This is a genomic window from Streptomyces sp. NPDC051211 (assembly GCF_040689505.1).
Classification (GTDB): domain Bacteria; phylum Actinomycetota; class Actinomycetes; order Streptomycetales; family Streptomycetaceae; genus Streptomyces.
Map to the genome: position 1 here is coordinate 89,148 of NZ_JBFBAV010000016.1, position 25,233 is coordinate 114,380.

20 protein-coding genes are annotated in these 25,233 nt (G+C 72.7%); 10 read left to right on the top strand and 10 right to left on the bottom strand.

Annotated elements, in window-relative coordinates:
- The first annotated feature begins 197 nt into the window (after positions 1 to 197).
- Entirely contained in the window at positions 198 to 1,451 is a 1,254-nt protein-coding gene (gene rocD / locus AB0447_RS18120) for an ornithine--oxo-acid transaminase (RefSeq protein ID WP_366477667.1), read from the top strand.
- A gap of 104 nt (positions 1,452 to 1,555) precedes the next feature.
- Here the strand turns inward: rocD and AB0447_RS18125 are convergent, their stop codons facing one another.
- Positions 1,556 to 4,012 carry a CehA/McbA family metallohydrolase gene (locus AB0447_RS18125; protein ID WP_366477668.1) on the bottom strand — a complete coding sequence of 819 codons (2,457 nt, stop codon included), beginning with the start codon at positions 4,010 to 4,012 and terminating at the stop codon, positions 1,556 to 1,558.
- 254 nt (positions 4,013 to 4,266) lie between these two features.
- Positions 4,267 to 5,895, bottom strand: a complete 1,629-nt coding sequence (locus tag AB0447_RS18130; RefSeq protein WP_366477669.1) for an FAD-binding oxidoreductase — start codon at positions 5,893 to 5,895, stop codon at positions 4,267 to 4,269.
- 64 nt (positions 5,896 to 5,959) lie between these two features.
- On the opposite strand from AB0447_RS18130, the gene AB0447_RS18135 reads away from it, so the two are divergent.
- On the top strand, positions 5,960 to 6,592 hold the full coding sequence (locus AB0447_RS18135; RefSeq protein WP_366477670.1) for a TetR/AcrR family transcriptional regulator: 633 nt from the start codon (positions 5,960 to 5,962) through the stop codon (positions 6,590 to 6,592).
- 21 nt (positions 6,593 to 6,613) lie between these two features.
- Here the strand turns inward: AB0447_RS18135 and AB0447_RS18140 are convergent, their stop codons facing one another.
- Positions 6,614 to 7,081, bottom strand: coding sequence for a MarR family winged helix-turn-helix transcriptional regulator (locus AB0447_RS18140; RefSeq protein WP_366477671.1), 468 nt, complete (start codon positions 7,079 to 7,081; stop codon positions 6,614 to 6,616).
- An 88-nt stretch (positions 7,082 to 7,169) separates the two neighbouring features.
- On the opposite strand from AB0447_RS18140, the gene AB0447_RS18145 reads away from it, so the two are divergent.
- Entirely contained in the window at positions 7,170 to 8,036 is an 867-nt protein-coding gene (locus AB0447_RS18145; protein ID WP_366477672.1) for an SDR family NAD(P)-dependent oxidoreductase, read from the top strand.
- A gap of 352 nt (positions 8,037 to 8,388) precedes the next feature.
- Here AB0447_RS18145 and AB0447_RS18150 read toward each other — a convergent pair whose 3' ends face one another.
- Complete coding sequence (locus tag AB0447_RS18150; protein WP_366477673.1) at positions 8,389 to 9,621, bottom strand: hypothetical protein; 1,233 nt, start codon at positions 9,619 to 9,621, stop codon at positions 8,389 to 8,391.
- 258 nt (positions 9,622 to 9,879) lie between these two features.
- Here AB0447_RS18150 and AB0447_RS18155 point away from each other — a divergent pair, with 258 nt between their 5' ends.
- Genes AB0447_RS18155 through AB0447_RS18175 form a run of 5 tightly spaced genes read left to right on the top strand, consistent with a single transcriptional unit; the run spans position 9,880 to position 17,345 of the window.
- Entirely contained in the window at positions 9,880 to 11,178 is a 1,299-nt protein-coding gene (locus tag AB0447_RS18155) for an AMP-binding protein (RefSeq protein ID WP_366477674.1), read from the top strand.
- Positions 11,175 to 12,545, top strand: a complete 1,371-nt coding sequence (locus AB0447_RS18160; RefSeq protein ID WP_366477675.1) for an MFS transporter — start codon at positions 11,175 to 11,177, stop codon at positions 12,543 to 12,545. The genes AB0447_RS18155 and AB0447_RS18160 overlap by 4 nt, the downstream gene beginning before the upstream one ends.
- Complete coding sequence (locus AB0447_RS18165; RefSeq protein ID WP_366477676.1) at positions 12,542 to 13,678, top strand: GNAT family N-acetyltransferase; 1,137 nt, start codon at positions 12,542 to 12,544, stop codon at positions 13,676 to 13,678. The genes AB0447_RS18160 and AB0447_RS18165 overlap by 4 nt, the downstream gene beginning before the upstream one ends.
- The gene (locus tag AB0447_RS18170) at positions 13,675 to 14,823 is read left to right on the top strand and encodes an acyl-protein synthase (protein ID WP_366477677.1); all 1,149 of its coding nucleotides are present in this window, start codon (positions 13,675 to 13,677) and stop codon (positions 14,821 to 14,823) included. Before AB0447_RS18165 ends, AB0447_RS18170 begins: the two co-directional genes overlap by 4 nt.
- Positions 14,820 to 17,345, top strand: a complete 2,526-nt coding sequence (locus AB0447_RS18175; RefSeq protein ID WP_366477678.1) for an acyl-CoA reductase — start codon at positions 14,820 to 14,822, stop codon at positions 17,343 to 17,345. Before AB0447_RS18170 ends, AB0447_RS18175 begins: the two co-directional genes overlap by 4 nt.
- Before the next feature lie 70 nt (positions 17,346 to 17,415).
- Here AB0447_RS18175 and AB0447_RS18180 read toward each other — a convergent pair whose 3' ends face one another.
- Positions 17,416 to 17,778, bottom strand: coding sequence for a hypothetical protein (locus AB0447_RS18180; protein ID WP_366477679.1), 363 nt, complete (start codon positions 17,776 to 17,778; stop codon positions 17,416 to 17,418).
- A gap of 263 nt (positions 17,779 to 18,041) precedes the next feature.
- On the bottom strand, positions 18,042 to 19,736 hold the full coding sequence (locus AB0447_RS18185) for a protein kinase (RefSeq protein ID WP_366477680.1): 1,695 nt from the start codon (positions 19,734 to 19,736) through the stop codon (positions 18,042 to 18,044).
- Positions 19,737 to 20,220: 484 nt separating this feature from the next.
- Between AB0447_RS18185 and AB0447_RS18190 the strand changes: the two genes are divergently transcribed.
- Together AB0447_RS18190 and AB0447_RS18195 are read left to right on the top strand one after the other, a co-directional pair.
- Positions 20,221 to 21,339 (top strand): hypothetical protein, encoded by a 1,119-nt coding sequence (locus AB0447_RS18190; protein WP_366477681.1) that lies wholly within the window; start codon positions 20,221 to 20,223, stop codon positions 21,337 to 21,339.
- A gap of 490 nt (positions 21,340 to 21,829) precedes the next feature.
- On the top strand, positions 21,830 to 22,606 hold the full coding sequence (locus AB0447_RS18195; RefSeq protein ID WP_366477682.1) for a CAP domain-containing protein: 777 nt from the start codon (positions 21,830 to 21,832) through the stop codon (positions 22,604 to 22,606).
- 24 nt (positions 22,607 to 22,630) lie between these two features.
- Here AB0447_RS18195 and AB0447_RS18200 read toward each other — a convergent pair whose 3' ends face one another.
- From AB0447_RS18200 to AB0447_RS18215, 4 genes are all read right to left on the bottom strand, one after another.
- Complete coding sequence (locus tag AB0447_RS18200; protein WP_366477683.1) at positions 22,631 to 23,233, bottom strand: dihydrofolate reductase family protein; 603 nt, start codon at positions 23,231 to 23,233, stop codon at positions 22,631 to 22,633.
- Positions 23,230 to 24,114, bottom strand: coding sequence for a metalloregulator ArsR/SmtB family transcription factor (locus tag AB0447_RS18205; RefSeq protein WP_366477684.1), 885 nt, complete (start codon positions 24,112 to 24,114; stop codon positions 23,230 to 23,232). Before AB0447_RS18205 ends, AB0447_RS18200 begins: the two co-directional genes overlap by 4 nt.
- 67 nt (positions 24,115 to 24,181) lie before the next feature.
- Positions 24,182 to 24,658 (bottom strand): DUF1801 domain-containing protein, encoded by a 477-nt coding sequence (locus tag AB0447_RS18210; RefSeq protein WP_366477685.1) that lies wholly within the window; start codon positions 24,656 to 24,658, stop codon positions 24,182 to 24,184.
- A 50-nt stretch (positions 24,659 to 24,708) separates the two neighbouring features.
- Complete coding sequence (locus AB0447_RS18215) at positions 24,709 to 25,173, bottom strand: pyridoxamine 5'-phosphate oxidase family protein (protein WP_366477686.1); 465 nt, start codon at positions 25,171 to 25,173, stop codon at positions 24,709 to 24,711.
- Positions 25,174 to 25,233: the final 60 nt, after the last annotated feature.

Sequence of the window (25,233 nt, forward strand, 5' to 3'; positions counted from 1 at the left end):
CCTGCCGATCCGAGGAGACAGCCCCCTCATGCCCGCCGGCCTGCCCTCCTCCGACCCGGCGGGTGCGGGTGCGTGGTCGAGGGCCACGCCCTGCGGGAGCGTGCCCGCGCCTGCCGCCGGGCTCGCCGGGCATTGGCCGAACAGCCAATCGATCCTTGCGCACCCACCTGAACCGCAACACGAGCAAGTGAGGCACCGTGTCCACCGTCTTCGAGACCCCCGCCCAGGCCACCCCCGCCCCGGCCACCACCGCCGAGGCGATCCGCGCCGCCGAGGCGCGCAGCGCGCACAACTACCACCCGCTGCCGATCGTGATCGCATCGGCCCAGGGCGCGTGGACCACCGACATCGAGGGCCGGCGCGCGCTGGACCTGCTGGCCGGGTACTCGGCTCTGAACTTCGGCCACGGCCATCCCCGCCTGATCCGCGCGGCCAAGGACCAGCTGGACCGGGTGACGCTCACGTCGCGCGCCTTCCACCACGACCGTTTCGGCGAGTTCTGCGCACAGCTCGCCGACCTGTGCGGCATGGAGACCGTGCTCCCGATGAACACGGGCGCAGAGGCCGTGGAGAGCGCCGTCAAGGTCGCCCGCAAGTGGGGCTACGAGGTCAAGGGGGTGGCCCCCGGACAGGCGCGCGTGGTCGTCGCGGCGAACAACTTCCACGGCCGCACCACCACCATCGTGTCGTTCTCCACGGACCCCGACGCACGCACCGGTTTCGGGCCCTTCACGCCCGGCTTCGACGTGGTCCCCTACGGGGACGCCGCGGCGCTGGCGGCGGCCCTGACCGAGGACACGGTCGCGGTGCTGCTGGAGCCGATCCAGGGCGAGGCCGGGGTACTCGTCCCGCCGCCCGGCTACCTCGCACAGGTGCGGGAGCTGACGGCCCGGCACGACGTCCTGATGATCGCCGACGAGATCCAGTCGGGACTCGGCCGGACGGGCCGGACCTTCGCCTGCGAACACGAGGGCGTGGTGCCCGACGTGTACCTCCTGGGCAAGGCCCTGGGCGGAGGGGTGGTACCGGTCTCGGCGGTGGTGTCCTCGCAGGCCGTCCTCGGAGTGCTGCGCCCGGGCCAGCACGGCTCCACGTTCGGAGGCAACCCGCTGGCGTGCGCCGTGGCCCTGGAAGTGATCGCGATGCTCCGCACGGGCGAATTCCAGCAGCGGGCGACCGAGTTGGGGGCACACATGCATGCGCGTCTCGGCGAGATGACCGCAACGGGTCTGCTGGAGGCGGTCCGTGGACGCGGACTGTGGGCGGGTGTCGACGTTCCCGCACGGCACGGCGGCGGAAGCGCGGTGGCCCGGCGGCTGCTGGAGTCCGGCGTACTGGTGAAGGACACCCACGGTTCGACGATCCGGCTCGCGCCACCGCTGGTGATCGGTCAGGAGGACCTCGACTGGGGACTCGACCGGCTGGCGGACGTACTGTCCGAGCCCGCCTGAGGGTTGTCGGTCGCCGGGGTGGCCGCCGCCGGCGGTCGGGACCGTGTTGCCGGCGGCGGCCTTCGCGCCGGATCCGAGCTCCGCTCGCGGGGAGCCCGGGCCCGTCAGCCGGCGCTGATGCCCAGGACGTGCGCGGTGCCGTCGCGCAGGGCGGTGATGCGGGCCTGGCCGGCCGGGAAGGGGTCCCGGCCGTTCGGGCCGGGCATCCGCGCGAATCCGGTCCAGGATCCGTCCGGCCTCCTGATCTGGTGCCAGACGTTCCCGTCCCGCCCGACGGCGACGACCTGGGCGGAGCCGTCGGGCATACCGGCGATGTCGACGGCGCTCGCCCCCATGGTCGGGGTGGTCACGCCCCTGGGAGGCTGGAAGCCGGTCCACGAGCCGTCGGGGCGGCGGATCGTGTGGTAGACCATGCCGTCCAGGCCGATGGCGAGGACCTGCGAGGCCCCGTCCGGCATTCCGGTGATCGCCAGGGCAGGGCCGGCGAAGGCCGGAGCCCCGTTGAACCCGGCGAGCCGGCCCCACCCGCTCCACGATCCGCTGCTCCTGCGGATGCAGTGGTACATGGAGCCGTCCGTGCCGTAGCCGAGGACCTGCGCGGAGCCGTCGGGCATTCCGGCGATGGCCACTTTGGTCGCCCCCCAGCGGCCGGCCGCCTGGTTGCCGGGCACCTGCCGGAATCCGGCCCACGCTCCCGTCGCGCGGCGTTGCCGGTGGTACACCGTGCCGTCCATGCCGGTGACCACGATCTGGCTCGTGCCGTCGGCGAATCCGGTGATCGCGGCTTCCCGGACGGCGAACGCGGCCTGGCCGTCCGGACCGGCGAGCTGCTGCCAGGGCTGGATCGTGGCCGACCCCTTCCGCATGGTGAACCACAGCTTGTTGTCGGTGCCGATGCCCAGTGCCTGGACCGATCCGTCCGGCATGCCGGCGACGGACGCCTGTACTCCGGTGAACGTGGGGGCGCTGCCGGGCCCCGGCAGCGGCCGCATGCTGCTCCAGCTTCCGTCGGGTCGCCGCTCCGTTTGGAAGAAGGTGCGTTCCTCGATGGGGTAGGGAGGGAGGCCGGCCGGGTGGAACCACACCGGGTTGGTGATCGCCACCATCTGGTCGAGGGTGGTGGAGGCCGGCTTGAGGCGGCGCACTTCGGCGCGGGCGAAGAGCGAGGCCTTGCCCCAGCCCCTCCAGTGGAGGCGGCCCCGGCCACTGCCGTCGATCTTCTTGGCGGCCATGATGCCCCACTCGGTGTGGAGCGTGATGACGGCGTCCGGCGCACCCGTGACGTCCACGGTGACGTCGACGGCGTCGAAGAAGGACAGCGGGAGTTCTTCCCCGGGACCGGCGGCGGCGCCGTTGGCGCCGGCGGTGAGGTCGACCGTCACGTTCGCGGATTCGACGGCGTACGACCTTCCCCTGCGCAGGGCGTCGAGGAGGGCGGGGGCGGACAGGCCGGCGGCATGCACCACGTTGTGCGGCTCGCCGACCACGTCGCCGGGGCTGTGGGCGTCGCTGTTGCCGAGGCCGGCGATGCGCTTGCCGAGGCAGAGCATGGCGTGCCAGAGGGCGATGTTGGCCGCGTCGTCCAGCGTCCACGGCCCGTTCCAGACCTCCATGGCATCGACCCGGTCCAGGCCGAACTCCCAGAACGCGCCGGGGCCCGGGGTCAGCGGGTGGGCGACGACGGCGAGTCCGCCGAGGCTGTGGAGCCGCCTGATGTGTTTGTCCAGCACGCCGGCGTCGGAGGGGGCGTAGTGCCAGTCCACCCATTCACCCTGGGGCAGGCCGACCGCCAGCCAGTGGCCGTGCCGGGTGGTGACCTCTTCGGCGTTGAGGACGAGGAGGTCGGCGGGGACGTTGCCGCGCCAGGAGACGCCGGTGGAGCTGGTGTTGTGGTCCGAGGTGGCGATGAAGTCCAGCTTCGCGCGACGGGCGTCGGCGATGAGGTGCTCGACGGTGCGCTGACCGTCCGAGTGGACGGTGTGCAGGTGGAGGTCGCCCCGGTACCAGCCGGCGCCGCGTCCCGGCACCGCGGCGGGCAGGGCGTCGTACGGAAGCACCGGCAGCGGGTCCCCGTACTCCAGGGTCACGCTGACCTGCCAGTCCATTCCGCTCGACTTGTTGACCATCGGCCCGAGCGCGACGGACCACTGGCCGGACTGGACGGGGCCGGGAACGTAGCCCGGGGTGGCGTCCGAGCCGGAGAGGGTGAACTCGCGCCGGGCACTGCCCGACCAGCCGCGGAAGCCCGTCGGGCCGAAGATGCCGATGTCCAGCACGCCGGCCGTGCCGTCGAAGTCGTAGGTGACGGAGAGGCGTCGGACGCCGTCGGGGACGGTGAAGTCGACGGACGCCCACTGGTCGAACCCGTAGGGTGAGTTGCCCCGGTAGGTGGTGGTTTCCGACTGGGTGCCCCGGTGCCGCGTGTCGGCTCGGGCGAGGTCTGCGGGCACCAGCGCGGCGAGGCCGCCGGCGGCTATCAGGGTGCTGAGCCGCAGCAGGTCCCTGCGCCCGAGCTGGTGGGCGTCGCCTGTGCCGGGTGTGGGGGGTAATTCACTGTGCACGACCGACTCTCCGTTCTCACGGTGGTTCGTGGCGTTGGGTGTCTTGGCGCCGGACAGGCACGGCGGTCCGGGCGTACAGAGGCCCGGTGGCAGCCGGTGCAGACTGACCGAACGAACAGTAGGTCAGCTCCTGTACGCACGGAAGTGTCGTGCACATGTCAGCTCGGGCCTCGGTGCGCGGAACGACGGGCCCCGGAACGGGCTCGGAACGGGCCTCGGAACGCACGCCGGAACGGGCCGCTCCGAGAGCCCGTTCAGTCCACGAGCACGCCCGGGTTGAGGATGCCCCGCGGGTCGAGCGCCCCCTTCGCGGCCCGCAGCGCGAGGGCGAAGGGTTCGGGGCGCTGGCGGTCGTAGCCCGGACGGTGGTCCCGGCCCACGGCGTGGTGGTGGGTGATGGTGGCCCGGTGGCGGTGCAGGACCTCGCTCGCGACGGCCTTGAGGTCGTCCCAGAGGGCGACCTCGTCACCGGCACGGCCGGCGGCGAGGACGGTGAAGTAGGGTGCCGCGCCGTCCGGGTATGCGTGCGTCAGGCGGCAGTTCACGATCGCCGGATACCCGGTGGCCTTGAGCGCCGCCTCGCCGACCTCGGTGCGCACCGCGTCGATCAGGCCGGGGATCCGGTCCCAGGTGGCCGCCGTCTCGAAGGTCTCCGCGACTGCGCCCATCCTGGCCAGACCGTCGCGGAGGTAGGGCATCCGCAGGAAGGCCGAGCGCCAGGCGCCCACGGCCGCGTCGCCGGCGGCGTCGCAATCCGGGACCTCGTCCCCGGCCCGGTCCGGGCCGGTGGACCCGCCGTACCGGCCGCCGTGCGAGCGGGCCAGGTCGACGGCCCGCTCCAACCGGGCGGTCACCGGTTCGTCCGCCGACTCGAACCCCAGGACCAGTACGGCCGAACCGTCCTGCGCCGCACCCGACAGCGCGGCCTCACCGGCGTCCAGCAGACGGCAGTTGGCGGGGGAGAGGTCGGACTGCGCGAGGGCGCGCACCGCCCGGAGCGCCTCGTGGAAGTCGGCGAAGGCGACTGCCGCGGACGCCTTGTGGCGGGGGCGCTCCTGAAGCCGGACCCAGGCCTCGGTGATGATGCCGAGGGCCCCTTCGGAGCCCAGGAACAGGCGGTCGGGGGAGGGGCCCGCCCCGGAGGCGGGCAGCCGCCAGGAGCTGCTCGTGCCGGCCGGGGTGACGACGCGGAGCGACTGTACGAACTCGTCGATGTGGGTGCGGCCGGTGGCGTAGTGCCCGCCCGCCCGGGTGGCGAGCCAGCCCCCCAGGGTGGAGAACTCGAAGCTCTGCGGGAAGTGCCGCAGGGTCAGGCCGTGGGGCCGCAGCTGGCCCTCCAGGCTCGGCCCGAGGGTGCCGGCCTGGATGCGTGCCGCCCGGCCCTCGGCGTCCACCTCCAGAACGCGCCCCATGGCGGTCAGATCGAGGGACATCACCGCCCGGTGGGCGTCACCGCGGTACTCCACGCCCCCGGTGACCGAGGAACCCCCGCCGTACGGGACGACGGCGACCTGCCGGTCACCGGCCCACTCCAGCAGGTCGGCCACGCCCTGCTCGTCCGCCGGGCGGGCGACGAGATCGGGGATGCGGCCGGGTCGCCCGCGGAGGGCGCGCATCACGTCGCGGTACGCCTTCCCCATGGCGTGGGCGGCGCGGTCCCCGGGATCGGCGGTGACGAGGTGGGCGAGGCTCCGCGGGGGCTCGGCGGCCGGGCTCCCGATGCCCAGGTCGCGTACGCGGGGCACGGGGAGCGGCCGGCCGAGGGTGCCGGGGAGCAGGGCGCCCATCGCGGCGCATTCCGCATCGTCGGGATGCGCGTCCGTCCAGCCCCAGCCCCACCAGGAGCGGGTGCGGGACGTCGGCTGCGGGGTGGTGCCGGCCATGGATGCGCTCCAGGGGTCGAGGTAATTTACCTACAGGTAAATTACCTACTGATAATATCGGTGCATGGCAACCCCCGCGTCGAAGGCCGGCACCAAGGGAGTTCCGCGGGAGCACCGCCGGCAGCAGATGCTGGAGGCCGCCACGGAAGAGTTCGGCACCCGCGGCTACGCGGCCGCGTCGCTCCCCGCGATCGCCGCCCGCGTGGGCGTCACCAAGACGCTGCTGCACCAGTACTGCGGCACCAAGGAAGACCTGTACGTCGCCTGCCTGGTCCCCGTCGGGGACCGGCTCCTGGGCGCCATCCGTACGGCGATGGGCCCGGACGGGGCGGAACCGCACACGCCCCTGCGCGTGCTCCACGGCATCTTCACCGCCCTGGAGGGTCAGCGGGAGGCGTGGTTCGTGCTGTACGACGCCACCCTGCCGCCCGGCGGCGAGGCCGCACGCCGGGCCTCGGAGTACCGGACGGCCATCGACCGGCTCGCCGCCGGCGGCACCGCCGAACTGCTGCGCACGGCCGGATCCGCCGACCCGCTGGACGCCGACGCGCTCAAGTACGTCTGGCGGGACCTCGTCGCCACCCTCGTCCGCTGGTGGGTCAAGCACCCGGAGCAGACCCCGGAGGCCATGACCCGGCGCTGCGCCCGCCTCTTCGCGGCCGCCGCCATCCTCACCTCCGACGGCCACTCCGACTGAAGCCGGGCCGCCCTGCTCGCCCTACTCGCCCTTCACGCCCTTCTCGGACTTGAGCTTGCGCCACACCCTCCCCAGCGCCTCCAGGTCCTGCTCGTCGAGGAGCTCGGTGAAGACCGGCGCCAGGACTTCCCGCCGGGTGGCGTCGGCGTCGGCGAACACCGCACGTCCCGCCTCCGTGAGGGCGACCTCCACCGACCGGGCGTCACGCGCCGAGGGCGTACGGGTCACCAGGCCCCGGGCCTGCAGGGCGTCCACGACCCGCGACACCTGGCTGCGGCTGAGCAGCGTGCTGTTCCCGAGCACGGACGCGGGCACGGGCTCGGGGCTGGAAGCCAGCCACAGCATGACCTCGAACCAGGACACGGGCAGGTCGTGGGCCTTCACGAGGGCCCGGTCGACCCGGTCGGTCATCACGGTGCCGGCCCAGACCAGCCCGTAGAACGCGTAGTCGGCCGCCGGCATCTCGGCTTCGGTGAGCTTCTTCGGCATGTCGGCAGTCTAGAGGTTGCGTGCGCACGCACATAACTTTATGGTGTGTGTGCACGCACATAAATCACGCTCCGTGAAAGGCCCCGCCATGTCGACCCTCCCCGCCACCCCCGACACCACTTCCCGAACCGTCCTGATCACCGGCACCTCTTCCGGCATCGGCCTGGCCGCGGCCGTCGCGGCCGCCCGCGCCGGATGGCGTACGGTCGCCACGCTGCGTGACACAAGCAGGGCCGGCGCCCTGCGCGAGGCCGCCGACGAGGCGGGCGTCGACATCGACATCCGGCAGCTCGACGTCGTCGACGAGAGCTCCGTCGCCGCCGCCGTCAACGGCGTGATCGCCGACTACGGCCGTCTGGACGCCGTCGTGAACAACGCCGGCGCCGGGCACGTCGGCACCCTCGAACTCGAGTCCGTCGCCGACGTCCGCGAAGTCATGGAGGTCAACTTCTTCGGCGTGCTGAGCGTCTCCAAGGCCGCACTGCCGCACCTGCGGGCCACCGGAGGCCGCCTGATCACGGTCACCAGCGTCGGCGGCGTCATCGGCCAGCCCTTCAACGAGGCCTACTGCGCGGCGAAGTTCGCCGTGGAGGGGTGCATGGAGAGCCTCGCCCCCGTCGCGGGCGCCGTCGGTGTGAGCGTCTCCGTCATCGAACCGGGCGCCGTGGCCACGGAGTTCGTCAACAACATCGGGCTGGACCTCGAAGCCCGGATCGCCGCGGCCGGCCCGTACGCCGATGCGCTGCGCCACTACGTCGACCGTACGGTCGGCCAGTTCCTGGACGGCGCCCAGACCCCGGCCGGCGCAGCCGGCGCCGTGATGGAGGCCCTGACCGCAGACCGGCCCGCCTTCCGCATCCAGACCTCTCAGTGGGCCCGCGAGTTCACCGGGGCCAAGCTGGCCGACCTGGACGGCTCGGCGGTCCTCGGCATGACCGGAAGCTGGGTCTCCTGAACCGCCCGCAACCAGGCCGGCTCCCTGCCGGAGCGGCTGCGGGCCCCGGCGGCCGAACTGTGCTCCGCGTGGAACGGGGTCATCATGGCTAGAGGCCGGCGGGGCCTTCGTACGGCCACGGCTGCCGGACCTGCGCGTGGCGGCACGCGCCCGAGTCGGGAGGTGACTCGTACGCATGGACGAATCACGCAGAGCCTGGATCATGCTCGGCACCGTCATCACCGTCATCCTCTTGAACCTCACGGCCATCGTCCTGATGAACGCCCTCGGACGATGACCGGGTGACGTGACCGGGTGACAGGGGCAGGGACAGGGACGGTGACGGTCACCCGCGCGGCCCATCCCGGGTGAATCAGTCGCCGCCGCCTCCGCAGCCGCTCCCGCAGCCGTGGAAGGTCCCGCAGGAGGACCCGGAGGTCCCGGATGGCGCCACGGACCGCTTCCGGCGGTCGGCCTCCTTCCTGCGCTCCCAGAGGGCGGACGGGCTCTCGGGCGTCCGCCGCCCGGGGCGGGCGGGGCGGCGCAGGGCCAGCAGGGGGACGGCCGCCACCTCGGTGACGATCCGGGTGCCGTCCTGGAACACGGCGTACTCGAGGACGACTTCCGCGCCCTCGTACGGGGTGCCGTAGAGGACGGCTTCGAACGGCTCGCTGAAGGGGTTGATGCCCTCGTGCTCGGCGCGCAGTTGCTCCGCCGAGCCACCCAGCAGGGTCCGCGCAGGCCCGATCCGGTCCTCGAACCGGCTGCGGAAGGCGATCAGCGGCTGTGCGGACGGGGTGCGTGCATCGGCGTACAGCCAGTTGTGCGCAGGACCGGTGGCGCGTACGCCGACGACGAGGGCGGGCTGCGGCGCGGCGCGCAGTCGGCGCGCGGCCAGCTGGGCGGCCACCCCCCGGCCGGCCATCGCCGCACCGGGGACGATCAGCAGCAGGGCCAGGACCTGCTGCCCGGTGGCGTCGTACGAGCCCGCCCGCTCTGCTCCCAAGTCCATGGCCAGGGCCCAGCAGACGGCGAGGATCCCACCGACGCAGAGCACGGCGCCGGGCAGCATCAGCGGAAGGCCGCGCAGGCGGTGGTCCTGGGGGAGGTGCCGGGGCAGCGGATGGCGGGACGGGCCGGCGGCGGCGAGCGCGATGGCGCGCCGGCGCCGGCGGGCCCGCAGCCGCAACAGCGCCCCGGTGAACGCGTACCCGCAGACCGCGAGGACCAGCAGGCTGCCCGCCAGGCCCGCGGTATCGCCGCCGGGCAGGCCGGTCAGTGCGAACGCCGAGTACCCGGCGAGCAGCGGTGTGGCCGCGAGCGTGGCGCCCGGGGTCAGCCGGAACCACAGCGGCAGGCTGATCAGCAGGAGCGCCGCCGGATACCCGGACCAGTCGGTACCCCGATGCGGCACCACCGGCTCGTTCCAGCCGAGAAGGGCCACCGCGACCACGACCAGCACGGCCAGTGCCCAACCCCCGGCGGTCGGCGCAAAAACGGCGGGTGCGGCGGCCGCGCGCCAGCGCTCGGCGTCGGCGGCGCTCCAGACGGGCAGGCCACCCGGGGGTATGGCGGCATCGGGCAGGTGCTTCACGTGATCGGTCACGTCGCAATTATGGCTGCAGGAGAAGCTTTAAAATTCAGCCACTTCGGCCGGATGATATTCGCTTGATTTGGCGTTCCGGAGTAGATGTTTCATCATCATGACTGCATGTCAGGTGACGGCGTGTGTGAGGGATGCCGTGGCGTACGGGTTCCCCGCATGCCCACCGATCGATCCCGCAGGCGGCGAGCTCGTGGTCCCGCTCAACTGCGGTGACCACCGACCCCACCCGTTCCGCTCCGTTCCCCTAGGCAAGGCCGCATGTCCGCTCATCAGCTATCGGACCTCATACGGTTCGCTCGTCTCAACTCGCCTTTCTACCGTGACCTCTACGCGTCCCTCCCGCCCGGAGCCGACCGTCTCGGCGACCTCCCGGTCGTGGACCAGCAGGAGTTCTGGGCAGCCAACACCCTTGACGACAACCGCGTCCTGACCGGGCCGCTCAGTGAGGCGACCGTCTACAAGACCGGTGGCACCACCGGCGCCCCCAAGTTCTCCGTCTACACCCGTGACGAGTGGCGCACCTTCGTGACCGCCTTCGGCCAGGGCATGGTGGAGACGGGGCTGCGCCCCGGGCACCGCGTCGCGGACCTCTTCTACGCCGGCGAGCTCTACGCCAGCTTCCTCTTCGTCCTCGACTCGCTCGCCCATGCCCCCGTCGACAACGTGCGGCTGCCCATCGGCGGTGCCGCGCCGCTGGAGTCGACCGTGCCCGTGCTGCGCGACTTCGGCGTCCAGGTGGTGACCGGCACTCCCACCACGTTGTGCCGGCTCGCCGAGCACGTGATCGCGGCCGGGCAGCGGCTCGATGCCGTGGAGCTGGTCCTGTTCGGCGGCGAGGCGCTCTTCGCCGACCAGCAGCGGCTGCTGGCCGCCGCGTTCCCGAACGCCCGGGCCCGTTCCGTGGGTTACGCCAGCGTCGATGCCGGCCTGCTCGGCTGCCCCGTGCCCGGACCGGACCCCCGGATGCACCGGGCCTTCACCCCGCACTCCGTCGTCGAGATCCTCGACGACACCACGGGGGAGCCGATAACCGAGCCCGGACGGCCCGGACGGGTCGTGGTGACCAGCCTGTTCCGCCGGCTCATGCCCGTCATCCGTTATCCCGCGGGGGACCGTGCCGAGTGGGCCGACACCCGGACCGGTCACTTCCGCATCCTTGGCCGCGCCGAGGAGGGCGTCCGCGTCGGGCCCGTGTCGCTGTACTCCCAGGACGCGCAGGACGCCGTGGCCACCGCGGACACCGCGGGCCGGGTCGTCGGCATGCAGCTGGCCGTGCGCCGCTGGGACGGCCGCGACGGACTGGTGCTCCGGCTGGCGACCGCCCCGGGCGACGAAGCCCCCGGCGACGACGACCGGGGCGGCGACCCGGCCGGCCTGGAGTCGCTCGCCAAGGCGGTGGTCACGGAGCTGGAGACGGTCCGGCCGCTCTATCCGGACAGCGTGCGCGCCGGCTACGTCCACCCGCTGACCGTGGAATGGGTGCGCCACCGCGACCTCGCCGTGAACCCGCGTTCCGGCAAGCTCGTCCGCGTCGTCGACGAGAGGCCGACCACATGACCCCGGTCTCCACGGACGAGGGGCGCCGCCTGCCGCTCGTTCTGCGCAACCGCGCCTTCGGCACGGTATGGCTGGGCCAGGTCCTGACCCAGGCCGCGGTCCGGATGTTCCAGGTCGGTGTCTCCTGGTGGCTGGTCGCCTATGCCGTCGACGCCGGGCGCGGCCTGGCTTCCGGGCTCTTCATGGCCGTCAGCACCCTGCCCGCCGTGGTCCTCGCCCCGGTCGTGGCCCGCGCGGTCGCCGGGATCGCCCACCGGACCGTCCTGCGTACGGCCGCCATGCTGGCCGGCGCGGTCGCGGCCGCACTGGCAGCCTGGGCCTCGGCGAGTGACCTGCCCCTTGCGGCCGCGTACGCGGCGGCCCTTGCCCTGGCCGCCTGCCAGGCCTTCTTCGACCCCTGCCTGACCACCTCGGTGCCCGAGCTCGTCGAGGACGAGGACATCGAGACGGCCACCGGGTTCGAGCTTTCCACCCAGTCCCTGGCCGGCCTCGGCGGGGCGCTGCTCGGTGCCCTGATCGTCGACCGGGCCGGCCTGGGCGGGCTCGCCGCCGGCTGCGCGGCCGCCTACCTGAGCGCCGCCGTGCTCATCGCCGGGGTGCGCTTCCGCACCGTCATCGCCCCCGAGCCGTCCGGGGATCCGGGGTGGGCTCCGCCTCGCGGGCGCACACTGCGCGGCATCCTGGCCGGGCTGCCGTACATCCGCCGGATCCTGGTCTGCTTCACCGCGGCCAACCTCTTCACCACCGCCGTCTTCGTCGTCATCCCCCTCTACACCCGCAACGTGCTGGGCGGCGGCGGTGGCACCGTGGCCCTGCTGGAGGCGGCCCTGGGCGCCGGCACTCTCCTCGGGTCCGTCACCGGCGCCCGGGTGCCGGGCCGGCCCACCGTCGCGGGCGCGTACTGCCTGGCCCTGATGGCCCTTGCCCTGGCCCTCCCGGGCCTGTTCGCCGACCGCTGGGTCTTCGCCTCCTGCCTGGCCGTGGCGGGCTGGTGCGTCGGGGTGATCGGGGTCCGCTTCGTGGCCCTGTTCCAGCGGCTGGTGCCCGCCGCCGACAAGCCCGGCTTCTTCGCCGTGATGCAGGCGGCGCTGGGCGCCACGTTCCCGGTGGCCTCGCTGCTGTTCGGACTCGCCGGGGACCACCTCTCGGCACGGACGCTGTGCCTGGTGCAGGCCGGCGGCCTGGTCCCGGCCGCCTGTGCGCTGGCCCTCCTCGGCGCGCGCCGCCCCGAGCCCGCCCCGGACCCGGAACGGCCGGACCCGGAGCGGCCGGACCCGGAGCGGCCGGACCCGGCACGGCCGGACCCGGAGCCCGTAGCCGGCTCCGCGGGGGTCCGTACGCCCGAGCCCGTCGGGGGTGAGCGGTGAACGCCCGGATCGCCGCGGCCACCGGCGCGGACATCGCAGAGCTGCGCCAGCTCTACTACGCCGTGTACGGGCCCCACTACCCGGCCGCGCTCGGCACCGACCCCACCGAGATGGCCCGGATCATCCAGGACCCGAACTCCCTCTGGCTCACCGCCCGCTGCCGGGACACCGGTGTCCTGGCCGCATCGGCCGTCATCCACGGAGAGCAAGGCAGCCGGATCGGCCGTCTGGAAGGCCTCGCCGTGCACCCCGACCACCGCTCCGGCGGCCTGGCCGCCACCCTGACCGAGGCACTGTGCGCCGCGATGCTGGACACCGGGCGGCTCGACTCGGTGTACGCCACCGTCCGTACCGTCAGCGCCGGCCCGCAGCGCGTCGTCGCGCGCAACGGCTTCCGCCCCCTGGGCATCCTGCCCAACGCGGTCGATCTCAGCGGCCGCGAGAGCCTCGCCCTCTACGCGCGTCACTCAACGGGGCTGCTCGACCAACGAGTTCCCGTCCCCGAGGTACCCGCCCCGCTGGTGCCGCTCATCGAGGCCTCCGAACGCTGTCTGGGCGTCAGCTATCAGAACCCCCGAGCAGCGGAACCCCTCCCGCCGGCCGAGCACAACCCGGACGAGCACCTGGAGATGATCGAAGCCCCCGGCTTCGTCCGCCGCCGCTTCCGCGACCGCTTCCCCGACGCGGACGGCTGGTTCTACCCGCTGCACACACCCAACGTGCTGCTCACCCCGGACGACGGGCGCTTCGAGGTCTACGCGTACCTCAACCGCACCGGACGGTACGGCGCGCTCCTCACCGCCTACCCCGACCCCGCCGCCGCGGCCGCCTGCCTCGAACCCGTCACCCGAGCCCTCACCCGGGCCGGTGCCGGCTACGTGGAGGCGCTGGTCCCGCTCGCCCAGCACGAAGCGCTCTCGGCGTTCCTGGCCCAGGGATTCATCGCCGGCGCCCTCTACCCGGCGATGCGGGCCGACGGCGACGGCTTCCACGACTACGTCGTCCTCTCCCGCTCCACCGAACAGATCGACTTCCGCGGCATCGTCGTCGAACCGTCCCTCCAGCCCTACCTGGCCTGCTACCAGTCGGCCTGGGCGTCGACCTACCTGCCCACACTCGAGGTTGCCCCATGAACCCCCATCTCGCCCCGGTCGGCGTCCCCGACCCCGCCCTCCTGCCGCACGTCCAGCAACTGTGCGACCTCGCCGACCCCTACACCTGCGGGCCCGCCGAGGACCGGCTGTTCGCCGCGGCCATGACGGAGATCAACGCCTGGCACACCGAACGGTCCCCGTTCTTCCGCTCGCTGTACGACGCCACCCCGCCCGCGCAGCCGTACCGCACCCCGCTCGTGCACGCCAACTTCTTCAAGCGCCACGAAGTGCTGTCCATCCCGCGCGACGAGGTCGACCTGCACCTGACCTCCTCCGGCACCACCGGACAGAAGTCGCAGATGTTCTTCGACAACTGGACCATCCGCTCCGCCCAGCGCATGGTCGCCCGCATCTTCGAGCGCAACGGCTGGATCACCCCCGACCAGGAGGTCAACTACCTCCTCTACAGCTACGAGCCGGCCCCCGCCCTCAACCTCGGCACCTCCTTCACCGACAACTACCTCTGCGACTTCGCCCCCGCCCGCACCATCGAGTACGCCCTGCGCAACACCGGCGGCGGCCACGAGTTCGACCCCTTCGGCTGCATCGCAGCGCTGCGCCGCTTCGAGCACGACGACGCCCCGGTCCGCATCCTGGGCTTCCCCGCCTTCCTCTTCTTCACCCTGGAGCGCATGCACGCCATGGGGCTGCCACCGCTGCGGCTGCCGGAGGGCTCCCTGGTCGTCCTCGGCGGCGGCTGGAAGGGCAACGCCGACCGGCGCATCGGCAAGGAAGACCTGTACGCCCGCATCACCGAGCAGCTCGGCATCCCCGGTGACCGCATCCGCGACACCTTCGGATCCGTCGAACACTGCATCCCCTACATCGAGTGCGACCACCACCGCCTGCACGCCCCCGTCTGGTCCCGGGTCGCCATCCGCTCCACCCGCACCCTCGAGCCCCTGCCCTACGGCGAGACCGGCTACCTGCACCTCACCTCGCCCTACATCACCTCCGTACCGGCGCAGAGCGTCGTCATGGGCGACCTCGCCTCCCTGCACCCCGGCGACGCGTGCGGGTGCGAGCTGACCACCGACTGGTTCACGATCCACGGCCGCGCCGGGGTGAGCCGCAACCGAAGCTGCGCCGTGGCCGCCGCCGAACTGATGAAGGGAATGTCGTGACCGCGCACCCCGCTGCCGAAACGCACGCACACCACTACTGGCAGGGCGCCTTCGTGGACGACGAGGAGGCGGCACGCCGGCTCGCCCGCCTGCCCGCCGCCGTCGAGGACGCGCTCGCCGCCCCGCTGGAAACGGAGACCCTCCTGGCCGCCTGCGACACCCTGGCGGTGTCCCTGCGCGACCCGGACCACCCGCTGCGCACCCGCCTCGAGGGCCACCTGCCCGAGGACGAGGACCCCGCCCTCCTCACGGAGCTCGCAGCCGCCCTCGGCCGGCCCGAGCTCACCCGCAAGCTCCGCCGCGAACTCGGTGCCGCCGCCCCGGGACGGCTGAACCGTCCCGACGCCCGCGAGACCGTCTACGAGGCCTGGGCCCCGGTCGGCCTGGTCGCCCACATCGCCCCCGGCAACGCCGCCACCGTGGCCCCGCTGAGCATCGTCGAAGGCCTCCTCGCCGGCAACGTCAACATCCTCAAGACCAGCAGCGGCGACACCGACCTCACCCAGCACCTGATGGCCGAACTCGCCGCCCTGGAACCCACCGGCGCCATCGCCGCCCGCATCATCGTGCTGCGCTTCCCCTCCTCCCGGCAGGAGTGGCTGCGCCTGATGTGCGCACCCGCCGACGCCATAGCCGTCTGGGGCGGCGAAAGCGCCGTCGAAGGAGTCTCCGCCCACGTCCCGCCGGGCTGCCGGCTCGTGGAATGGGGCCACCGCATCTCCTTCGCCTACCTCACCCGCGAAGCCGGCCGGGACCCCGCCACGCTCGACGCCCTGGCCGACGACGTCTGCCAGTACGAGCAGCAGGCGTGCTCCAGTCCCCAGGTGGTCTACCTCGACACCGAGGACGAGCAGGACGTCTTCGCCCTCGCCGAACGCTTCGCCGCCGTACTCGCCGCCCGCCCGGCTCCGGCGGACCTCCCCGGCGACGGCCCGGACCTGGCCGAACAGGCCGAACTCAGCACCACCGAGCTGTTGGCCCGCCTGGAGGAACACCTCGGCCTGACCCGGGTGTTCGCCGCGCCCGACGGCTCGTGGCGGGTCATGGCCGACACCCGGCCCGCCCTCACCGCCTCGCCCCTGCACCGCAGCGTGTGGATCAAGCCGCTTCCGCGCAAAAGGCTCATCGCCACCCTGCGCCCCATGAGGCGCTACCTGCAGACCGCAGGACTGGCCGGCAGCCGCGCCGACACCGCCGAACTCTCCCGCACCATCCTGGCCACCGGCGTCACCCGCATCACGCCCGTCGGCGCCATGCACGCCAGCTACCCGGGCGAGCCCCACGACGGCGTCTACGCCCTCCAGCGCTACAGCCGCCGCGTGGCGGTCCAGGCGGACCCGCGCTTCACCGCCACCGCCTGCCTGGACGACCTCGTCCGGCCCGTCGTCCTCCCGCCGCCCGCCGGCCCGCTGCTCGGCAAGGAAGAAGTCCAGGAACTCAACCGGCACGTCGCCGCCGCCGACGCCGAACTGTACTTCCGCAGCGGCGGCAGCACCGGCGCCCCCGCCCTGTCCCTCTTCAGCTACGACGACTACGACACCCAGATGCACGCCGCCGCCCGCGGCCTGCTCGCCGCCGGTTACGACCCGGCGGGCGACCGCACGGCCAACCTCTTCTACTGCGGCGGCATGTACGGCAGCTTCATCAGCTTCTTCTCCATCCTGGAACGCCTCGGCGGCATCCAGCTGCCCCTGGCCGCCGGCCCCGACCACCGGGCCACGGCGCAGACGCTGATCGACCACAAGGCGGACACCCTCTTCGGAATGCCCTCCTACCTGTGGCAACTGCTGCACGAGGAGGCCGACGCCCTGCGCGCCTACGGCGGCCTACGGAAGATCTTCTACGGCGGCGAGCACTTCACCCGGGAACAGCAGCGCACCCTGAAGGACACCTTCGGCATCGAGGTGATCCGCTCCATCACCTACGGCAGCACCGACCTCGGCCCGCTCGGCTACCAGTGCACCGAGAGCACCGGCGGGATCCACCACCTCCACGCCGACCTGCACACCATGGAGATCCTCGAACTCGACTCCGACCGGCCGGTACCGACCGGGGAAACGGGCCGTCTGGTCTTCACTACGCACGCCCGGCGCGGCCAGAACCTCGGCCGCTACGTCATCGGCGACCTCGGCCGGGCCGTCCCGGGCCGCTGTCCCTGCGGCAGCCAAGCTCCCCGTTTCGAACTGCGGGGCAGGACCGGTGACGTGATGCGGGTGGCCACCTACCTCCTCAACCACCGCCGCTTCGCGGCCATCGCCCAGGAGGAGAGCCGCTACGCCGGCGAACTCCAGATCCTGCTCACCGCGCAGGACGCGCGCGAACGTCTCACCGTACGCCTGGAACGCTCTGCCGCGCCCGACCCCCTGCGGCTCCGGGACGCCTTCCTGGCCGGTTACCCCGAACTGCGCACCGCCGTGGAGGAGCGCCTCCTGGACCTGAACGTCGAGGTCGTGGAAGGGACCTCCCTGGACCGGAGCCCGACCAGCGGCAAACTGCGCTCGGTGGTTGACACCCGCCGCTAGCGCAGTCCCCGTGCGCATGCGGAGCCGGCGGCACTGGTGGTCCCGGCCGTCGGCTCCGCTGTCGCGGCGGTCAGGAAGTGCGCTTCAAGGTCCACGTGTTGGCGTTGAAGCTCGGGACCGCGGAGTAGCGGCAGCCGCTCGAGTAGTAGGTGTTGGTGATCGTCCAGCCGGCGGGCGGCCAGGTGGAGGCGCATGCGTTGACCTGGGTGCCGACCGGGTACCCGTTGAGGTCCTTCATCTGCTTGGCGTTCGGCGTGAAAGTCGAGCCGCAGCCACCGCTGTTCCACCACTGGACGTCCACCCAGCCGGCCGGGGTGAGCGTGCTGGAGCAGGCGTTGAGGGTGTCGCCGGGGGCTGCGCCGGCGGGGGTGGCGGCGATCGCGAGAGCGGTGAAGGCCATGGTGGCGAGAGCGGCGAAACGGGTGCGGATCACGAGACGTCCCTTTCCCGGCGCGCTGGGGTCTCCGCCGACCGTCGACGGCCGTGCCAGGCGCCGCCTCATTGCTATCCGACTCCGCCCGGTTGCGGACAGTCATGTTTTGGGCATAACTCCGCGGCTGTTTGCGGCCGTTGGAGAGCCGAGAGCCGAGAGCCGAGAGCTGGGAACGGGGAACGGGGAACGGGGAACGGGGAGCGGGGAGCGGGGAGCACGGCCCGCGCGGGCCGTGCTCCCCCCAGGCTCCCCGTGGCCGCCTCTTACGACGTGGCGGGGTGGATCTGCTTCACCTTGCCGTCCAGGCCGGCGACGAGATATCCCGTCCCGCCGTACGCGTTGGTGAAGTAGATCTTCAGGCGCGGCTCGGCCTTGTCGAAGATGTCCGGTTCGACCAGGACGTAGCGCATCGTCGGCTTCTCCACCCGGAGCTTGCGCTCGGCCTGCTGGAACAGCCCGGGCAGCACGTCCCAGTCGACCTTGCTCAGGTCGACCGGCTTGGAACCGTCCCGCACCGTGCCGCCGGGACCGAAGCGCGAGAGCCCGCCCTGGTACCGGTAGCTGTCGTAGGCGCCGGCCGGGGACGAGACCGGTACGTACGCCATCGCGTACTCGCCGTACAGGGCGAGGCGTACGACGTCCCCGCGCCCGGTCTCCTCGCGCAGTGCGGCCGCCACGGCCCGGGCGCCGGCCGGGGTGAGCAGGTCGTCCGGCGCGTCGGGCGTGCTCGGCGTGCTGCTCTGCTGTGCCGCCGGGCTGCCCGTCGCCGCGCCCGGGGTGCGGCTCGGCCCGCTCCCGCCGCTGGGACCGGCGGAAGCCGCCTCGCCGGTCTTCCCTCCGTCGTCCGGCAGGATCCACTTCACGGTCGCGGCAGTTCCGGCCAGCAGCACACCGACCACCGCCAGGGACACCAGCACCGGGTGCCCGCGCCGAGCGGGTGGAACGGGCGGGACCGGCGCCGTGACCACACCGCCGGCCGGCGGTCCGAAGCCGTGCGCGGGGGCGTACCCGGCCGCCGGGCCGTATCCCTGCGGCACCGTCGCCGCCCCGCCCGGCCGCTCCCCGGGGGCCACGGCGGGAGACGCCACCGGAGACGTCGCCGGACCCGCCGGCGTGCCCGACGCCGGCACCGCCCGCAGCAGCCGGTCCAGCCGCGCCGCATCCGGCCGGGCCGCCGTATCGCGTACGAGGAGCTCCGCGAGCACCGGGGCGAGCGCACCCGAACGCGACGGGTAGGGGAGGGGTTCGTCGAGCACGGCGACGACGGTCGCCATCGCGGTGGCCCGGCGCAAGGGGTGCACGCCCTCCGCGGCGACATACAGCATCATGCCGAGCGACCACAGGTCGGAGGCCGGGTTCCCCTCCTCGCCGCGCACCCGCTCGGGGGCGATGTACTCGGGGGAGCCCACCAGGTCGCCGGTGGCCGTGAGACCGGCCGACTCGTGCAGCGCCGCGATGCCGAAGTCGGTGAGGACGGCGCTGCCGTCTGGGCGCAGCAGCACGTTGGCGGGCTTGACGTCCCGGTGGTGCACGCCGGCCGCGTGCGCGGCCCGCAGTGCGGACAGGACGTCGAGGCCGATCCGCACCACCTCGGAAACGGGCAGCGGGCCCTGCGCCAGCCGGTCGTGGAGCGAGCCGCCCTCGACCAGCTCCATCACGATCCAGGGGTGCGAGCCGTCCGGCGGCTCGACGATGTGGTGGATGGACACGACGTTGGGGTGGGCCAGCCGGGCCAGCGCCTGCGCCTCGCGGATGGCCCGCTGCCGCAGTTGCAGCGCGAGATGCGGGTTGGCGTCGACCAGCGCCGGGTCCGCGGGCCGCACCTCCTTCAGCGCGACCTCCCGCTGCAGGGCTGTGTCCCGGGCCCGCCACACGGTGCCCATGCCTCCGCTGCCCAGTCGGGCGATCAATTCGAAGCGGCCGTCGACGAGACGTCTGCCGCCCTCACTTGTGTCCATGGCAGGACATCGTAGGGACTGTCCGGACCGCCCCTTTCCGCAGGGTGGTCACCGGAGCCGGGCCCCTTCCGCCGCCCGGCGGGACGCTTCCGTCCAGGACCGGTTCCGGCCATCGGGAACCTCTTCCGGTCCCTCGCCGGGACAACGAAACCAGTGGTCAACGGCCGGGAGTTCCGGCTCGGGACCTGAAAAGGCGGGGCGCCACCGCGGGGCGCCGGCCGACTGGTTCCAGCCGTTTCGCACCCCCTCTCGCCCCTCATTCCAAGGACGCCCCGACGCTTCGTCTGCCCACGCTCCCGGCCGCCGCGGCCCCCGGCCTCACCCTCACCACCGCCGAACTGGCCACCGCTGGCGTCCGTTCCGCGGGCCGGCAGTAGCAGCCTCCTGCGGATCGGGCAGAGCCCGCCGGGCCGCGCCCCACTCCCCGCCCGCACCCCCCCGGCGGTACGACGCCAACACCGAGCCGCGCGGTCTGGCGACCAAGGTGACCGACTCCGTCGCCGGTGTCTTCACCGGCAAGTACGACGCCAGCGGCAAGACCGTCGAGCAGACCCTGCCCGGTGGCGTGACCATGCGCCAGACCAACGCGCCCAACGGTGAAGCGATCGCCCGCTCCTACACGCTGGACGGCCAGAGCGAGCCCTTCTTCGCCGGCGCCGGCTCCACCTCGGTGCACGGCCAGCTGCTGGACCGCTCAAGCCTCACGGTCGCGGCCAACACCTACGACGCCGGCGGCCGGCTGGTGAAGCAGGCCACCGAGGCCCAGGACGGCTCCGGCGCCTGCACCCTGCACACGTACACCTACAACGCCAACGGCAGCCGCAAGAGCCAGGCCTCCGCGACCGGTACCACCGAGACGGGCTGCCCGACCTCGACCGGCACCGCCACCACCCACGCCTACGATTCCGCCGGACGGATCGCGGACGCGGGCTACCAGTACGACACCCGCGGCCGGCTCACCGCCAGCCCGGACGGACTGAGCTCCACCTTGGAGCCCGGCTCCGACATCCTCGCCGCGGGCCACACCGTCTGGGGCTTGGCCCTGTTCGTCCTGCTGCTCGCCGGCCTCGCCGCCGCCGTCGGACGGCTCACCGGGCGGACCCGCACCGCGATGGCGGCCGTCGGCGGCACCCCCGCCGCCCTGCTGCTCGCCTCGTACCTCACCCACGAGCCGGACCCGGACGGCTTCTCCGGACTGTGGCCGACCGAGTGGCCGTTCGCCGCCGCGCTGATGGTCGCGGGCGCCGGCCTGGCCGCCTCCCTGGCCCGCCCCGACCGCACCCCCGACGTGCTGCTCGCCGACTTCCGCGACCGCCAGCTGCCCGTCGCCGCGGCCGCGGCCGCCGGCCTCACCGCCTTCTTCGTACAGGCCCTCGCGTCCGACGCCGGCCCCCTGGCCCGCACGGTCGCCGCGGCCCTCTCCCTCGCCCCGGGCCACGGCGTCGGCTGGGTGCTGAGCGCGAGCGGCCGCGGACTGCCGGCCACTGCCGCCCTGACCGCCGCGGGAGTCGCCGTCATGGCCGCCCTGGACAACGCCGCCGCCTCCCTGTGGGGCTGGGCCGGCCCGGACCTCCTCGCCTGGTCGGCCACCCTCGCCGCCTAAACCCTCGGCGCCGCCCTCGCCCACTCCATCCACCCGGGCCGCGCCGTACCGGCCCACTGATCCCGGACTCCGACCGCAGCCGACCAGCTCTGGCAGACAGTTCCGTCGGGAAACGGTGACATGCATCACAGCAGGATGTTGGATCACGGAACCATTACGGCCGCTGACCTCTCACCGACATGTCGTGATTTGTCAGTTGGGATTCGACATTCCCCTATCCGGCGAAATGTCCATCCCAAGGGGTGAGATGATCAACGGCAACGCCCCAGCCCAGAGGGGATTCTGATGGATCGTCACGTAGCTCGCCACCACGGGCTGCGGACCCTTCGGCACGACCGGACGCCCTTTTCAAGTCCGGGCGCCCGGCACTGCCGGGCGCACTCGCGGCGCGACTTGCCAGGTCAATGCGGGGCTTCTAAGAATGGCGGCCCGCCCGGCGCTGGAGCGGCACGGGCGTCGACGCTTCGCAGACAACCGAGTGAGGTCACGCATGCAGAAGCACCGCAAGAAGACGCATTACAAGAAAATAGCCATCGGCGCAGTCGCGGTCGGCATCGTGGGCATACCCACGGCCGCGATGGCCTGCCTGGACACGCAGGAGACGGGCGCTGCCCGGGTCACCGGCCAGGGGAGCCCGCGCCCCTCCTACAGCGCCCCCTCCCTGAGCGTGCCGGTCCAGATACAGGAGGGCCCGGAGGGCCGTACGGCCGCCGCGGACCGCGGCGACGGCACCCGGCGCCCGACCTGGCAGGCCACGCGCGGCCCGCAGAAGCCGAAGCCGCCGACCGTAACGGCGAATCCGACGAAGCCGACGAAGCCGACGAAGCCGGCGACGCCCAAGCCGCCGGCCCCGACCACCTCGCAGAAGCCCACGACCCCGGCCGTTCCGACCGGCGTGGCAGCCCAGGTCGTGGCCCTCGCCAACAAGGAGCGCGCCAAGGTCGGGTGTTCGCCGCTCACGGTGAACGCGAAGCTGACGACGGCCGCCCAGAACCACAGCAAGGACATGGCAGCCCACGGCAACATGTCGCACACCGGCTCCGACGGCTCCGACCCGGGCCAGCGCATCACCCGTGCCGGCTACACCTGGCGCACGTACGGCGAGAACGTCGCCTACGGCTACAGCACGCCCGAGAAGGTCATGACGGGCTGGATGAACAGCCCCGGCCACAAGGCGAACATCCTCAACTGCTCGTTCAAGGAGATCGGCGTCGGCCTCGCGCAGCCGAACTCCTACTGGACGCAGGTCTTCGGCGCCGCCCGCTGACGCAGCGGCCCCCTCGGTCGGGGCTCACCGGACTCGGTCGTAGACGAGGGCCAGCGTGCCGTGCTCGCCCGCGGCCTGGCTGACGAGCGTCCACTGCCCGGCGGGCAGACCGTCCTCGAAGAGGCGCGGTCCGCCGCCGAGGAAGACCGGAAAGATCGTGAGCGCCAGCCGGTCGACCGCGTCGGCCGCCAGCAGCGCCTTGATGACGCTCGCGCTGGAGAGCACGAGAACGTCGCCGCCCTCGGTCGCCCTGAGGTCCGCGACCACCTCGGCGGTCGGTTTGTCGACGATCGTCGTCCGCTCCCACGGTGCTTCGGCGAGGGTGGAGGAGAGGACCACTTTGTCGGTGTCGACGAGCCACTTCGCGAAGCCCTCGTCGCGCGGGTCGGCGCCCTCCGTCCCGAGGACGGTGGGCCAGAAGCCGAGGAATCCCTCGGCGTTGACCCGCCCGAGCAGGACCGTGGTCGCCGGCTCCCAGAGGCTGGTCAGGTGGTCGCGGGCGACGTCGGTGACGGCGTACGGCATCACCCAGCCCATGTCCCGGGGGTCGTCCGGCCTGGCATAGCGGCCGTCGAGGGAGAGGGCCATGTTGGTGACGACCCTGCGGCCGGCACTCTGCTCTGTCACTTCGTGCTCCTCGTGTCGGTGTCGGTGTCGGTGGGCATGCCGGTGTCGGTGTCGACGGCGTCGTGCGAGTCCGCGGCCAGAGTCGCCGCGAGCTTGTCGAGGCTCTGGCCGAAGCCGATCTCGATGCCCGCAACGAAGTCCGCGGAGTCGGCGGTGCTGTCGGAGATCCGCCAGTGGACGTCCAGGTCCGTGCCGGTCCCCGTGGGCCGGAGACCGAGGTCGACGTGAGCGGTGAAGGCGATACCGCCGTCGGGGCGCAGAGGGGAAAGCCGGTAGGCGAGACGCTCGCCGGCGCGTACGTCGTCGACGACCCCCTCCGCGCGCCCGGCGGCCGGGTCGGAGCCGTCGGCGTCCTCGGTATCGCGGTACTCCAGGACGATCCGCCCACCCGGACGCGCCTCGAAGAGGAGCTCGGAGATGCGGAGGTCGTCGGGCGCCCACCATCGGGCGAGCAGGGAGACCTCGGTCAGGTGGCGCCACACCAGCTCGGGGCGCCCCGTCAGCGACCGGAGGAAGCTGAAGGAGCGGCCGTCGGCCCACCCCGGCTCCTCCGCGGCGAGCCGCTCTGCCTCGAGGCTGAGCCCGTAGCGGTCGTGGGTCGAACCCGGGCCACCGACCTGGTCCGCGGTGTCGGCGAGCCTGCCGAGCTCAGCCGCCAGGTCCCGCAGGGGACCGGGCCGGAGCGCGTAGATGCGGCGCTGGCCCGTGCGCTGGGAAGTGACGACGCCGGCACGCTCGAGGGTCTGCAGGTGCTTGGTCGTCTGGGGCTGGCGTGCCTCGGCGAGCTGCGCGAGCACGCCGACCGAGCGGGGCCGCTCGGCCAGCAGGCTCACGAGCCGCCAGCGGGCCGGGTCGGCCAGTGCGGTGAGAAGTGCCTCCATGCGGCAAGTATTCCCGACGGAGAATATTCGCGTCAAGGAATATTGTGTTGGCGTGGCGCTGTGGGTCTCAGCCGGCCGCCTTCCCGATGAGCTCGACGATCCGTGCCTCGGTAGCGGCCGTCAGCTCCGTCAGGGCGTAGGTGGTGGGCCACATCGTGCCGTCGTCGAGGTTCGCCTGGTCGCTGAAGCCGAGCGTGGCGTACCGGGACTTGAATTTCTGCGCGCTCTGGAAGAAGCAGACGACCTTGCCGTCCCTCGCGTACGCGGGCATCCCGTACCAGAGCTTCGGCGAGAGGTCCGGCGCGGCGGACCTGACGATCTCGTGGAGCCGCTCGGCGAGGACGCGGTCCGCATCCGCCATCTCGGCGATCTTCGCGAGCACGTCGCTCTCCCCGTCCGCCTTGGCCGTGCGCGGGCTGCGGCGCGCGGACGCCTTCAACTCCTTGGCGTGGTCCTGCATCGCGGCGCGTTCCTCGGCCGTGAACCCGTCGAACTTCTTGTCGGCCGTGCCGGTGCTCCGGGCGGGCTTCTGCGCGTTCGTCATGGCAGGTTTCCTTTCATGCATGGTTGATGGGGGACGTGGTTGATGGGGGATCAGCCGAGCCAGCGGCCGTCGCGCATGAGCTCGCGTCCGGCCAACTCGTCTGCCTCGCACCAGGCTTGGATGCGGTGCGGGGTGATACGGAACCAGCGGTACGGCGTGGCCGACGCGCGCGGGTCGAAGCCGGTGCGGGCGGCGAACCGGTCGCCCTGCTGCCGCGGCAGCGCGTCGATCTCGAGGACCTCGACCTCGCCGTCGATCATGGATACGTCGCGGGTGTGGCCCAGGCTCAGCCGAGTGGTCCGGGTGGCAGCCAGGTTCCTGCCGGTCGGGCTGCCGGCCGGGGTGGCCACCAACAGCGTCTCGCCGTCCCAGTCGAAGGACAGCGGCACCAGGTACGGCGCACCGTCCGCCGAGGCACTGGCCACCCAGACATCGACGTCATGGGCGAGCCGGTGCTCGGTGTCGCGGCGACGCACAGCCCGGGGGCGTGGGTCGGCACTCGGCCGGTCCGTCATGGTCACTCCTGTGGTCGTGGGCCACGATCGACCCGGTGTGTCCTGCCGGGCTCGATCGGT